The following is a 13,314-nucleotide window of genomic DNA, read 5'->3' as shown; positions in this document are numbered from 1 at the left end:
CCATCTCGGCGGACACGCCTACGCTATCGCCGGACACTGCCTTTGCGGCGTTGATGGAAGGACGCACCCTCCTCGATCTCGCGGAAGGGCTCCAGCTTCGTCGCGTCCGGGTGATGGGCGCATGCCGCATCGAGCTATCGGGATTCAACGACACGATGCGCGATCGTCTCCGTGCTTACGGCCTCTTTGGAGAGATCATCTCCTGGAAGCTGCGGATGTTCGTCCCCACAGACGAAAGCGGCGTCGGGATCCTGACAAAGGTGCTCGAAACCTACCCGGTCGCGCGCGTTAGTGAGCGGGAGGCCGCGTGATGTCCGCCGCGCCTTGCGAATTGGCACGCCGCCTCGCGCGCGAGGCCGAGGCCGTGTGCCGATATTATCTCTCCAATGGCAAGCGGGCGGGGCGATACTGGGTGGTCGGCGACGTCCGCAACACGCCGGGCCGCTCGATGTTCGTGCGGCTTCAGGAATCACCGAAGGGCCCCGCCGGCAAGTGGACTGACGCTGCGACCGGTGAGCATGGCGACCTCCTCGATATCATCCGCGAATGCCGGGGTTTACGCGATTTCAGCGAGGCCGCCGAGGAGGCGCGACGGTTTCTGAAGCTTCCTCGTCCTGAGCCGCAGCCGGCCTCGAAACCCGTTCGTTCGGTGGCGCCCGCTGGATCGCAGCAAGCCGCCCGTCGTCTCTTTGCGATATCCAGTCCGATCGAGGGGACGGAGGCCGAAACGTATCTGCAAAGTCGCGGCATAACCCGCATTCACCATGGTGGCAGCCTGCGCTTCCACCCTCGTTGCTATTATCGGCCGGACGAGCATTTGCCGGCCGAAAGCTGGCCGGCGATGATTGCCCGCGTCACGGACCTTGAGGGGCGGATCACCGGAGCGCACCGAACCTGGCTCGATCCAGACGGCTTTGATCGCATTCGTCTCGGCAAGGCTCCAATAGACACGCCACGACGGTCCATGGGCAACCTGCTCGGCAACGCCGTTCGCTTCGGCGTCGTGGACGACGTGCTCGCCGCCGGCGAGGGGATCGAGACCATGCTGTCGCTGCGCTACGTGCTGCCGACATTGCCGATGGCAGCTGCGCTTTCGGCCAATCATCTCTCGGCCATGGTGCTACCGGCTGGCCTGCGTCGGCTCTATATCGCGCGCGATGCCGACGCCGCGGGAGATGCCGTGCAGGCGTCTCTCGCCCAGCGAGCAAAAGACGCCGGCATTGAAGCGATAGCGTTGTCACCCCGGCTGGGCGATTTCAACGAAGACCTGCACATCTTCGGTCCCGAGACTCTCCGAGCAGAGTTGCGGCCTCAACTCGTACCAGAGGACGTCGTCCGCTTCCTGCGTTTGTCGACAGTAGCGGCAGAATAGGTCGGTGCTTCGATCGACGTTGATAGGTCGCTCATAACGAGGCCATTGCCGGAAGAGGACGCGACCTCGGCCTTCTAGAGGGCGATCGGACGGCAAGCGGACCGGGCCGGCAATGGCTGCGCCCGGCTATTTTCCGCCGCGCGCCGGCGATGAGCAGACACAACAGCCATCAAACCGGCGCACTTTGCATCGCGAAGCAAAATAGCCGGCCTCCGCCATCCTCCGCTGCCGCTTCGGCCCTTGCGGGTTCTGGCCCGTTCCGCCCGCCGTCTGAGTGATCGCCACGAAGGCCGCGATGGGCGCGGCCGATCCGGCAAAGGATCCCTCCAATGACCGACCGTGACGACATCGAACCTCCGCACGCCTCTTCTCCAACTGACCACGTCCTCAACGAGCTACAGCTCTTCGGCTACCGTCCCTTCGACGACCAGCCCGATCCACGGCCACTTCCCGAGGCCAAGATCATCGCGGGTGCCGTCGCCGACATCTTCGACGCCCTGGTCGCGACGTTGAGCGACACGCGGCTCGAACCGGACCTTGACGATCTGCTCTGGTCGACGGTCAACCTGTTCCATCGTGCCGTCGACCGCATCGAGCGCCACCTCGACGACAACGAACAGGCGCAGCAGAAGAGCCAGCGCGAGCAGAATGGCTCTGAGGTTCGATCGGTCGAACTCGAGCGCCTGACGGCCGAGGGCATCACGCTGATCGAGCGCCGCAACTGCCTGGAGCTCTTCCGCGACACGGCCATCGAGCGCTTCGAGACTCACACCGGATCGTCCTGGCGTCCTCGATCGGGATCGCTGGTCAATCACCGCGCGCTGACCGCCGCGATGATCGACTCCCGCGACTTCATCGCAGCGAAGCGTCGCGCTGAAGCCGAGGTCTTGTTGCCAGAAGGACCGAAGATCGCACTCACCGGCGGGCTCGACTTTAATGACTACCACCTCATCTGGGACCGCCTCGACAAGGTCAATGCCAAGCATCCCGACATGGTCCTGCTCCATGGCGGCTCGCCGAAAGGTGCGGAGCTTATCGCCTCCAAATGGGCGACTAATCGCAAGGTGCCTCAGATCGCATTCAAGCCTGACTGGACCAAGCACGCCAAGGCGGCCCCCTTCAAGCGCAACGATGCTATGCTCGAACTCCTGCCGATCGGCGTCATGCACTTCCCGGGCACAGGAATCCAGGACAATCTCGCTGATAAGGCGAAGCGGCTCGGCATCCCTGTCTGGAGGTTCGGCGGCGCGTGAGCGCCGTCTTCTGCCTGCAAACCGAAGTGGGGTTGCATGCGCCGCAACTCCGCCTCCTTTCGGTCTCATGTTCAGAGTTGCGCCGTGGTGGTGGTGGAAGGCGCGATTGGTACATCTATGCACATGGAGCCACCACCATGCTTGCCCTTGGGCTTGCCATCAACACACTCGGCATCGGCTTGTTCTGCTGGGCGATCTTTGCGCTCGCTGTGTATGCACTGCCGTTTTTCGTCGCTCTCAGTGTCGGAATGACTACGTTTCGGAGCGGCGCCGGCCTCATTGGTGCGGTGCTTATCGCGACGGCCGGCGGTGCGCTGACGCTCGTCCTCGGCCAAGTCGCCGTCGCAATTACCCGGTCCTTGGCTTTGCGCATCGCGATCGCGACAGCATTTGCTATTCCCGCCGCCGTTGCCGGCTATCATGTGGTGTTCGCCCTGTCCCAGATTGGGTTGCCTTCGTTGGTTTGGCGTGAAGTCTTCGCTTGCCTGGGCGCGGTTTGCATTGGCGTCACGTCATGGACGCGCTTGATCGTTCCGGCGGAGAGCCGCCCGTTCGAGCCGGGTAGGGTGGTGGAGAGTCCGTCCTAACCAGTTCTTACGGCCGGAAGGCCTGAGAGATGACCATTTACCTCCTTCGTCGAACAGGTTCGCATAGATCGGCGCGCTGAACGGGGATGATCGAGCGCGGGAGAGGCAGTCCGCCTCGGAGCTCTCGATCAAGCCGCCGGCATTCGGATCTGGCCCACGCAGCCGCGGCGGAGCGGTGTTGCCCCGATCCATTCATGGGAGCCGATACCGCCCTTTGCAGCAGTTTGTTTCTGTTTCTGCGCTGAATCGTTCCGACCTCTTGTTCAGCAAAACCGATATGAGTCATGTCTTCTCCTGAGATTGCGGTTCAGCACGCGGACGCACGTGGCCTCATGGATGGCTTGATCTGGCCGAAGACCGGCTTCGCCTCGATCGTCTGAGCCGCAACGCCGTTGATGCGACTTTCTTCCCCTGGGCTTCGCCCATTCCTCGCGAGTCAAGAAAGTCGCCACAACGGCGTCCTCCGCTGCGCTCCGGCCCGCGGGCGGGTGCGTCGCCGATCGTCTTCGGCCCTAGATCGCCATCGAGGCCGCGGTGGTCGCGGGCTCGAAACACAACAGGAGAAGTGACATGGCTAACATCGGTTCTTTCAAGAAGGTCGGCAACGATTTCCAGGGCGAGATTGTCACCCTGAGCCTGCAAGCCAAGGGCGTCCGCATCGTCGCCGAGACCAACCGGTCCAACGACAACGCCCCCAGCCACCGCATCTATGTGGGGCGCGCGGAGATCGGCGCAGCCTGGTCGAAGCGTTCCGAGGAAGGTCGCGACTACCTCTCACTCAAGCTCGACGACCCCTCCTTCAACGCTCCGATCTATGCGAACCTCTTCGAGGACGAAAGCGGCGAAGGCTACACGCTCCTCTGGTCGCGGCCGCGTAAGAACGGTGAGTAAGCTCGCTCAATCAAGCCCCGCCCGGTTCGCCGGGCGGGGCACTTCGCGCCCGGGCTGAGGTGCGGATTACGATTTGCTAAGCCGCGCAGCCCTTTTGAGCGGGTCTCCCGGCTCGCATCCTAATGCTTCAGCAATCTGCCCGAGGACGGTAACGCTTGCTGATGCGTCGCCGATGGCGCCGACATAACGGCGATTAAACCCGCACGCTCGGCGAGCTCCTCCGGCGTCATTTGTGGATCGTGGCGTTTCCGACGCAGAGTCACAGCCACGACGCTCTTGAGATCCATGGCCATATGGGATCGTTCTAGCAACGATCGTTTCTATTCGTGTCCGAACATGCTATCGATGTGACGGCGCTACGTGCGCGACCGAGCTCGGCCGTCGTGTCTACCGAAGGAATATCCAGGATTCCAACGGTCGTTCCGGTCAAAGTCGTAACGGGGCAGGTCGCCGTCTCAGCCACTGCTCGACCTTACAGCTGGCCAAATGCGCAACGCTGTCGACGGCTGGCATGCCCTGCTTGGCATCGCTGCGGTAGATCACCGTGTCTGGTCCAAAGCGACGCCGGTACTCGGCTGGTCATATGCGGCCGAGCTGCCAGCTGACGGCGATATAGAAGCGCGCGCCTATGCAGCCCGGCGGCTGTGGCGCGCGATGAATGGACGCGCGCCAGCCTTTCATCAACTATCGAAACGACCGCTTGAGGGCTGCGATCCGTGCGCTCGAGGCGCACGGCGCGGGCGCAAGCTATCGCGTTATCGCCGAACTACTGTCCGGCAAAAAGCGTATCCCGATCGCGCCTGGAAGACGCATGATCTGCGCAATCGAACGATCCGCTTCGTGCAAGGCGGCCTCACGTTGATGCGCGGTGGTTACCGCAAAAAATCCTGCGGCCTGGGCGCAGGGACGGGTAGCGTCGTTCCCCAGGGTGCCGAAAACCGTTCCCTCCATATTCGGCATCCCTCTCCGAAGTCTTGCTCCTCCATGATGACCGCACACACGCCGGCCTAGCCAAGCGTAGTGCGTCGTCTTCTTGGAGTTCTCAAATGCCCGATCCGATGGCCGGTGTTCCCCCGCGATTCCTGCGTACACCTGAGGCCGCGCGCTATCTTGGCCTGTCCGGTCGCACGCTGGAGAAGCACCGCACGTACGGTACCGGACCAACATATCGGAAGATTGGCGGACGTGTCGTCTACGCCGTCGATGACCTGAAAGCGTGGGCCGACCGCGGCGCCAGGACGTCGACGTCCGATCCCGGCAAGGGGACCGTGCTGCCCGCCAAAAAGCATCCGGCCCTGCGTCCCTATGCAGGTCAGGAACGTCGCTGATAGCCGCGTGAGAGCAGTGACTATGCGGCGCAAACTTCATTCCGAGCGCGACCAGCTTGAGCTCTTTCGGGCGCTACCCGGCGATCTTGCGCCCCGCGACGCGCAAGATCTGATGGCCTATCCGTTCTTCTCGCTCGCAAAAACGAAGCGGATCGTGCCGATCGATTTCCGCGCGGGTGCGATCGCAATTCGGGTCGAAGCAGTGCCGGAACACGGCATGGCGACCATTTGGGATGCAGACGTTCTGATCTGGGCTGCGTCCCAGATCGTCGAAGCGCGTGACGCCGGCTTGAAGACGTCGCGCCTGATGGCCGCAACGCCTTATGAGATTCTGACGTTTGTCGGCCGCGGCACCAGTGCACGCGACTACGATCGGCTGAAGGCGGGCCTCGACAGACTCCAGTCAACGACCGTGATGACGTCGATCCGCCAACCGACAGAACGGCGACGGCATCGCTTCTCGTGGATCAACGAGTGGAAGGAGACGGCCGATGCAAATGGCCGCCCATTCGGGCTCGAGCTGATCCTGCCGGATTGGTTCTATGCAGGGGTCATCGATGACGCGCTCGTGCTGACGATTGACCGCGCCTATTTCGATCTGACGGGTGGGCTCGAGCGCTGGCTTTATCGTCTTGTGCGAAAGCACGGCGGCCGACAGGACAGCGGCTGGAGCTTTGATCTTCTGCACCTCCATGCCAAGTCCGGCATCCTCTCGCCGCTCAAACACTTTGCTTACGACATCCGTCAGATCGTCCAGCGCCAGACGTTGCCCGGCTATCAGCTCGTTCTTATGCGCGATCCTGATGGCACCGAGCGGCTGAACTTCACGCCTATGCCTGTTGATCCCTTAACGGCACGCCTGCGCCGCCGCGGTCTCATTCCAAATTTGGAGGACAACCTGTGAATCAGCTCGTGCTATCGGGGACCGCAACCCTCGTGCTATCGGGGACCCGATCCTCGTGCTATCGGGGACCGGAATCGAGCTTAACAGCTTGTTTCTCCGTGCTTTCCAGCCGCTCTAACTTTACTAACCAGAAATCCTTCGGATTTCTTCTAACGGACCAAGCCGCAAAGCGCATGGGAGGTGGCCGGCAAAGTCGGCCCGTCCGTCCTGCTGGCGTTCGCAAGCCGTACACGCACTTCCCCGCCGCCAAAGCGAACGGCTCCCAGTTAGAGCGTGGGGGAGCCACGGCATGAGCGATCTGACCGAAGTAGAAGTGCTGTGGCTCGAAAAACGTATCGAAAATCTCATTCGGTTCGGTCGTATCGTCAAGGAACGGCAGCTTGATCGCCATCGGCGCCTCCTGTCGTTTGCGCCCGGCAGCATCTTTGCCTTCGTCCGATGGACCTCGAACGACTTTGGGGCAATCATTTCGCGGATCGACATCTTGCGCGCAGTCGCGCCGGGACAACGCTGCTCGACCGTCCCTTATGTGACACCCGGCGGAGAGATTTTGCTGCGTCTGTCCGGCTGGCCGAAAGTCGAGCGAGTGCTGCAAATGGCCGATGCCGTTGAGGCGCTCGGCATCGATCCAGCTGACGTCGCGCCTGATCATTGGCATCACGTTCATAACCGCCTGTCCGTCAACGAAAACCCGCGCCCGTATACTAAGGCGCGCCATCAGGCCTGGCTACACCGCCAAAAGGTGATGCGATGACGGGCCGCCTGAAGACGCTGACTGCGACGTTTGGGGCGGCTACTGCGCTCGTCGTGACGATCGTCCTGGAGCCGCTTCCGCTTTACATCTGGAACGCATCGGCAAGCGTGCCGATCGGTCTCTACCGCCTCCGACCTGCGGACCAATTCCAAGTCACTGAATTGGTCGCCGTGCGGCCGCCGGAGCCGCTTGCGACTTTCCTTGACCTTAACGGTTATCTGCCCATTGGCGTTCCCATGCTGAAGCGCGTGCTCGCACTTCCGGGGCAGAGTGTTTGCAGAACCGGCCTCATGATTTCGGTCGACGACGTCGCGGTGGGCGAGGCGAAGGATCATGACGGACGAGGCAGGCCGCTGCCGAAATGGCAGGGCTGCCGCGTCGTCGGTGACGGCGAGCTGTTTCTGATGAACTGGCAGTCGGACAACTCTCTTGACGGCCGGTATTTTGGATTTCTTCCGGCATCTAGCGTGATCGGCCGCGCGATGCCGGTGTGGACGTGGGAGGAGTGATCGTGCGTATTCGACGTGTTCTCCTCGCCATTCCCTTGTTCGATCGGTCGCGGGATCATTCCCCCGTCGCGAGCGATTTCTGCAAGGCTGGCGCGAGCCCGACAGCGTGCTTGGGTCGGTTGGGCACGCGCGTTTGTGCTGTGGTGCCCCTTATGTTTCTTCTGACCACGTCCGACAGTGCTGCTTTGGCCCAGAGCACATCAGCTGGACGACGGGCCATCGGTCAGACAGTTAATTCGTTTGAGAGCTTCATCACTGAAGCCTCACAACGCTTTGCGATTGCGCCGATCTGGATTCGGGCAGTTCAAAGCGTCGAGAGTGCTGGTGACGTGCACGCCAGATCGCCACAAGGCGCAATGGGCCTGATGCAAATCATGCCGGCGACCTGGGCGGAGCTTCGCGAGCGCTACAATCTCGGGAACGATCCCTACGACCCGCACGACAACATTCTGGCCGGCACGGCGTACTTGCGCGAACTGCTCGACCGGTATGGCTCGCCTGGCGTGTTTGCCGCGTACAACGCGGGACCATCTCGCTATGAAGAGCATCTCGCAGGCGGCTCTCTGCCAGAGGAGACGCGAGCATACGTCGCAAAGCTTGCAAATCTGCTTGCCATCGAACTGCCGCCGAAGTGGATGTCCAGCGGACGGTCATCAGCAGTTGCGACGCTATTCGTTAAGCGATCCGATCTCATGAAAACGCGCGATCGGTTGCTTGCGCTCATGCCGCCGGGCGGTGTGACGACCGCAATCTCGGCGTCCGGTGTTTCACCCATGGTTCCCCGGCCTAGTGGCGTGTTCGTCCCTCGATCGGATTCGGGACAATCGCAATGACCAAGTGTGCGGGTTCGCAAGCCTTGGCGTGCTTCACCGAGCGAGTGTCACGTGCTCATGGCGTATGGGCGATGCCTTCGGCCCGCGCTCTACTCGTCGCTTCGCTCCTCACCGAGCCACCCTTCGGGTGTCTCGGCCCTTCGGGTAACGATCGCTATCGCAAGCGCTCGGAAGCAGTCGGGGCTTCGCGAGTTGGCTGCCAAGTCGCGGCGGCTCTGTCGGGAACCCGCGACCGGGAGACCACGACGGCAGGACGGCGAGATAAAAGGGGCTCGCCGGTCGAACCGCAAGCCATTGGCATGGCTTGGGTTCTGGCGTGCCGGTCAGTCGGGGCGCGTGCCGCGCCTTGCATTTTGTTTAATGCAATCAAAGGCGTTTTCGGCACCGTGCGCGCTTTTGATCGTTGGGAGGCCCTGCCGTGAGCGTGGGCGACAGCGACCTGCGTGTTCGGCCTGGGCGCATCCGCAGCACTCGCTCGCCTAAGCCGAAGAGCTTCATCAACCAGGTGCTGCGGGCGGCGAAGAAAGCAGGACACACCTCGGGTCAGACCGGGACCGGCAGGCGTTTGGCGGCCTATGGGCGCTCGACGTTTGGCCGCGGGCGCCTCGCATTTAGCCGCAGCCGATTGTTCAGCCCGACGCGGCGCGTCGTGGTGAAGGCGCGTGTGGTTCGTCACAAAGGGCGAGCCTTCCGTTCAGCGCCACTGACCGCCCACCTCTCATATTTGAAGCGCGACGGCGTGACCCGGAGCGGCGAGCGGGCCGAGATGTTCGATGCTGGCAGCGACCGCGCCGACAGCGCGGCTTTCGCGGACCGGTCCAAGGACGACCGGCATCATTTCAGGTTCATCGTCTCGCCTGAGGATGCGGCGGACATGACTGACCTGAAAGCCTTCACGCGCGATCTCGCCAGACAGATGGAGAGTGATCTCGGCACGCGGCTCGATTGGATGGCTGTCGATCACTGGAATACCGACAACCCTCATGTTCATCTTCTCGTTCGGGGAATAGATGAGGACGGGACGGATCTCGTGATCTCCCGTGACTACATCAGCCGAGGCCTGCGCGCGCGCGCCGAGGAATTGGTCGCCATTGAACTCGGTCCAAAACCGGAGCACGAAATCCGCAATTCGCTGGAGAGCGAAGTCACGGCGGAACGATGGACGCGGCTCGATCGGGAGATCCGGCTGGCGGCCGATGAGACCGGCCATATCGATCTACGTCCCGAAAATCCCGGCAGGCCCGATCCCGAGATCCGGCGCCTGATGGTCGGTCGCCTCCAACACCTGGAGAAGATGGGCCTTGCCGCATCCGCCGCACCAGGGGAATGGATGGTTGGGCTTGAGGCCGAGCGTAGCTTGCGCGACCTCGGTATGCGCGGTGACATTATCAAGACGATGCACCGCGCCTTCACAGAGCGTGGAGAAGTCCGCGGCGTTGCCGATTTCATCATCGAGGGAGGGCAGCCGACGTCCCAGATCATCGGACGGCTGGTCGACCGTGGACTGCATGACGAACTGACCGGAGAGGCCTATGCCCTGATCGACGGAACAGACGGGCGGGCGCACCATGTGCGCTTTCGAGGCTTAGAGGCTTTCGAACATGCACCGCCGGCCGGCGGCATCGTCGAGGTCCGACGCTTGGGTCAAGCAGGCGGTCCGCGACCGATCTTGGTGCTCGCGACCCGTTCCGATCTCGATCTCGGTGGGCAGGTCACCGCAAAAGGGGCCACCTGGCTCGACCACAGGCTGGTCGAACGCGACCCGATACCGCTCGCCATGGGTGGATTTGGCCGCGGGACCCGCGACGCCATGGAAGCCCGTACCGAGCATCTGATCCAGGAGGGCCTGGCACGGCGGCAGGGCCAACGGATCATCCTGCAGCGCGATCTCCTGGACACGTTGCGCAGACGCGAACTGGACGAGGTGGCAGCAAAGGTCTCGGCTGACACCGGCCTGCCTCGCGTGAATGCCGCCTCCGGGGAGCATGTGGCGGGCACGTATCGCCAGCGCCTGACGCTCGCCTCGGGACGCTTCGCCATGATCGATAATGGGCTCGGGTTCCAGCTCGTGCCCTGGTCGCGCGAACTCGAAAAGAGGCTCGGCCAACACGTCACCGGCGTCGTGAAGGACGGCGGCGGCATCGAATGGGGCTTTGGTCGGAAGCGCGACCTCGGCCTCTAGCTATCTCGCCAATTCAGTTGCAGAAGGGCGCTCAGAATGTCCGGAACCAAAATCCTCTGGGGACAGGTGATCGTTGTCGGCCTGATCGTTTTGCTGGCCATCTGGGGAGCAACCGAGTGGACGGCCTGGCGACTTGCCTACCAGCCCGAGCTTGGACGGCCTTGGTTCGAACTGTGGGGCTTCAAAGTCTATTATCCACCGATCTTCTTCTGGTGGTGGTTCGTCTTTGATGCCTATGCCCCGCAGGTCTTTGTCGAGGGGGCCTTCATTGCGGCGTCGGGGACTTTCGTTTCGATCGCGGCGGCGATCGGCATGTCGGTGTGGCGGGCGCGCGAAGCCAAGAACGTTGAGACCTATGGTTCGGCGCGCTGGGCTGGCGCGGAAGAGGCTCGAGCGGCCGGACTTCTCGGTCGGGATGGTGTGGTGCTGGGCAAGCTCGATCGCGACTACCTCCGCCATGACGGGCCGGAGCACGTGTTGTGTTTTGCTCCCACCCGGTCCGGCAAGGGTGTCGGACTCGTCGTTCCCTCGTTGTTGGCATGGCCGGGCTCGGCTATCGTGCACGATATCAAGGGTGAGAACTGGCAGCTGACCGCGGGTTTCCGCTCGTGGCATGGCCGCGTCCTGTTGTTCGACCCGACCAACCCGGAATCCTCGGCTTACAATCCGCTGCTCGAGGTCCGGCGCGGGGAATGGGAGGTTCGCGACGTCCAAAACGTGGCCGACGTCCTGGTCGACCCTGAAGGCTCCCTCGACAAGCGGAACCATTGGGAGAAGACTAGTCATTCGCTCCTGGTCGGCGCCATCCTCCATGTCCTCTATGCCGAGGCAAACAAGACTTTGGCCGGGGTCGCCGCCTTCTTGTCCGATCCGAAGCGGCCGATCGAGGCGACGCTGAAGGCGATGATGACAACGCCGCATCTTGGCGAGCAGGGCGCCCATCCCGTGGTCGCCTCGACCGCGCGCGAACTCCTCAACAAATCCGAGAATGAACGTTCCGGTGTTCTGTCCACCGCGATGTCGTTCCTCGGACTTTACCGCGATCCCGTCGTGGCCCAGGTGACCTGCCGCTGCGACTGGCGGATCGCCGACCTGATCGCAGATAGCCGCCCGACGACACTTTATCTCGTGGTGCCGCCCTCCGATATCTCGCGCACCAAACCGTTGATCCGCCTGGTACTGAACCAGATCGGCCGGCGCCTGACCGAAGATCTGCACGCCCGCGACCGCCGGCATCGAGTCCTGATGATGCTCGACGAGTTTCCCGCACTTGGGCGGCTTGATTTCTTCGAATCCGCGCTCGCCTTCATGGCTGGGTACGGCATCAAGAGTTTCTTGATCGCGCAGTCGCTCAATCAGATCGAGAAGGCCTATGGGCCGAACAACGCAATTCTCGACAATTGTCACGTCCGCGTCAGCTTTGCGACCAACGACGAGCGGACCGCCAAGCGGGTGTCCGACGCGCTGGGCACGGCGACCGAGATGCGGGCGATGAAGAACTATGCCGGACACCGGTTGAACCCTTGGCTGGGGCACCTAATGGTTTCGCGGCAGGAGACGGCAAGGCCGCTCTTGACCCCAGGTGAGGTCATGCAGCTTCCGCCGATGGATGAGATCGTCATGGTGGCGGGGACGGCGCCGATCCGGGCGAAGAAGGTCCGCTACTACGAGGATCGGCGATTCACAGAGCGGGTACTGCCGCCGCCTGATCCGGCGACGGCTGGCCAGTCATCGCGAACGGACGGATGGTCAACGTTCGGAGCGTCAAAGCCGGCGGGGAGTCCAACTGAAAAAGCCGCGAAGGCCGAGCAGGACACGGCGAATAGCGGACTCCGTCGTGAGCCCGAACTCCCCGATCACGTCGCGATCGCCAAGGAAACGAGCGAGCCAACGCCAGCCGAGGAATTTTCCGCCGTGCTTGACGATGACGAGGACGCGGTCCGCCAGTCCCGGCTTATACGTCAACAGATGCGCGGTGTCGCCCGTCAAGTCGCCATGGATCCGAATGACGGTATGGAGCTCTGAGGCATATGCGCGACCGGATGAACGTCTACTTCCCACCAGAGCTTCTGAAACAGATCTCGGAGCTCGCCGATCGCAAGAAGCTTTCCCGGTCTGCCATTGTGGAAGCTGCGGTCGCCTCCTTTCTTTCACCCGACGGAGTGGACAGGCGGGAGGCAGCGTTTACCCGTCGCCTGGATCGGCTTTCCCGTCAAGTGCAGAGGCTGGAGCGCGACGTTGGTTTGACGGCGGAGACCCTGGCTCTTTTCATCCGCTTCTGGCTAACGATCACGCCACCATTGCCAAACGAGGCGCAGGCGGCCGCACAGGCCAAGGGCAGGGAGCGCTTTGAAGGCTTTGTCGAAACGCTCGGGCGTCGGCTTCAAAAGGGACAAGGCTTCTTGCGCGAGATTCCTGAAGATATCCTCCGTGAGAAACCGGCCGGCGAAACGTGACCGAGCATCCCGGGTATGTTATCACGCGTCTTCCCTTCTTTTCCACACCAACCTGCGACCACAGGAACCGGGCGTAGCTGGCAATGAGCTCGACGCGCTATCGGCTCGAACAATCCGTGCTTTGGTCGCCAATCAGCTCGGTTTTGGTGCTGCTGTTCCTGGGGTGCCTGCCTAAGTCTGTTTGCCGATGTTTCGTGGCTGCTCAATCCCTGCCGGCATTTTGTCGGAGCATTATTGCGCCCGTC

General features: G+C 62.4%; 14 protein-coding genes and 1 pseudogene. 14 read left to right on the top strand and 1 reads right to left on the bottom strand.

The features are described 5' to 3' along the window. From ACM42_RS24335 to ACM42_RS24315, 5 genes are all read left to right on the top strand, one after another. Nucleotides 1-311: hypothetical protein (locus ACM42_RS24335; protein WP_271530260.1), on the top strand; the 311-nt coding region annotated here is incomplete at its 5' end. Beyond that, complete coding sequence (locus ACM42_RS24330) at nt 311-1,372, top strand: DUF7146 domain-containing protein (protein WP_128948356.1); 1,062 nt, start codon at nt 311-313, stop codon at nt 1,370-1,372. The genes ACM42_RS24335 and ACM42_RS24330, both read left to right, overlap by 1 nt. A gap of 329 nt (nt 1,373-1,701) precedes the next feature. Then, nucleotides 1,702-2,625, top strand: a complete 924-nt coding sequence (locus ACM42_RS24325) for a DUF2493 domain-containing protein (RefSeq protein WP_271530259.1) — start codon at nt 1,702-1,704, stop codon at nt 2,623-2,625. Beyond that, nucleotides 2,622-3,212 (top strand): hypothetical protein, encoded by a 591-nt coding sequence (locus ACM42_RS24320; protein ID WP_333921852.1) that lies wholly within the window; start codon nt 2,622-2,624, stop codon nt 3,210-3,212. The genes ACM42_RS24325 and ACM42_RS24320 overlap by 4 nt, the downstream gene beginning before the upstream one ends. A 570-nt stretch (nt 3,213-3,782) precedes the next feature. After that, entirely contained in the window at nt 3,783-4,103 is a 321-nt protein-coding gene (locus ACM42_RS24315; protein ID WP_128948358.1) for a DUF736 domain-containing protein, read from the top strand. Between the two features lie 66 nt (nt 4,104-4,169). Here ACM42_RS24315 and ACM42_RS24310 read toward each other — a convergent pair. Beyond that, nucleotides 4,170-4,390 (bottom strand): annotated as a pseudogene (locus tag ACM42_RS24310) (helix-turn-helix domain-containing protein). Nucleotides 4,391-4,589: 199 nt separating this feature from the next. On the opposite strand from ACM42_RS24310, the gene ACM42_RS24305 reads away from it, so the two are divergent. The 9 genes from ACM42_RS24305 (at nt 4,590) to ACM42_RS24265 (ending at nt 13,069) form a co-directional block, all read left to right on the top strand. Further along, on the top strand, nt 4,590-5,114 hold the full coding sequence (locus tag ACM42_RS24305) for a DNA -binding domain-containing protein (RefSeq protein ID WP_271530258.1): 525 nt from the start codon (nt 4,590-4,592) through the stop codon (nt 5,112-5,114). A 35-nt stretch (nt 5,115-5,149) separates the two neighbouring features. Next, a complete protein-coding gene (locus ACM42_RS24300; RefSeq protein ID WP_128948359.1) occupies nt 5,150-5,431 on the top strand; it encodes a helix-turn-helix transcriptional regulator in 282 nt (93 codons plus the stop codon). Nucleotides 5,432-5,453: 22 nt separating this feature from the next. After that, a complete protein-coding gene (locus tag ACM42_RS24295) occupies nt 5,454-6,335 on the top strand; it encodes a replication initiator protein A (RefSeq protein WP_128948360.1) in 882 nt (293 codons plus the stop codon). A gap of 289 nt (nt 6,336-6,624) precedes the next feature. Continuing rightward, the gene (locus tag ACM42_RS24290; protein ID WP_128948361.1) at nt 6,625-7,089 is read left to right on the top strand and encodes a DUF2840 domain-containing protein; all 465 of its coding nucleotides are present in this window, start codon (nt 6,625-6,627) and stop codon (nt 7,087-7,089) included. Next, a complete protein-coding gene (locus ACM42_RS24285; protein WP_128948362.1) occupies nt 7,086-7,598 on the top strand; it encodes a S26 family signal peptidase in 513 nt (170 codons plus the stop codon). Before ACM42_RS24290 ends, ACM42_RS24285 begins: the two co-directional genes overlap by 4 nt. A 152-nt stretch (nt 7,599-7,750) precedes the next feature. Continuing rightward, nucleotides 7,751-8,431 carry a lytic transglycosylase domain-containing protein gene (locus tag ACM42_RS24280; RefSeq protein WP_333921845.1) on the top strand — a complete coding sequence of 227 codons (681 nt, stop codon included), beginning with the start codon at nt 7,751-7,753 and terminating at the stop codon, nt 8,429-8,431. A 418-nt stretch (nt 8,432-8,849) separates the two neighbouring features. Then, a complete protein-coding gene (locus ACM42_RS24275) occupies nt 8,850-10,613 on the top strand; it encodes a relaxase/mobilization nuclease domain-containing protein (protein WP_128948363.1) in 1,764 nt (587 codons plus the stop codon). A gap of 36 nt (nt 10,614-10,649) precedes the next feature. Beyond that, nucleotides 10,650-12,638: a conjugal transfer protein TraG gene (locus tag ACM42_RS24270; RefSeq protein ID WP_128948364.1), complete on the top strand. Its 1,989-nt coding sequence runs from the start codon at nt 10,650-10,652 to the stop codon at nt 12,636-12,638. Nucleotides 12,639-12,643: 5 nt separating this feature from the next. After that, a complete protein-coding gene (locus ACM42_RS24265; protein ID WP_128948365.1) occupies nt 12,644-13,069 on the top strand; it encodes a CopG family transcriptional regulator in 426 nt (141 codons plus the stop codon). Nucleotides 13,070-13,314 lie beyond the last annotated feature (245 nt).

It is taken from the genome of Bradyrhizobium sp. CCBAU 25338, assembly GCF_028128965.1.
Lineage (GTDB): Bacteria > Pseudomonadota > Alphaproteobacteria > Rhizobiales > Xanthobacteraceae > Bradyrhizobium > Bradyrhizobium liaoningense.
This window is presented reverse-complemented; position numbering and strand designations above follow the sequence as displayed.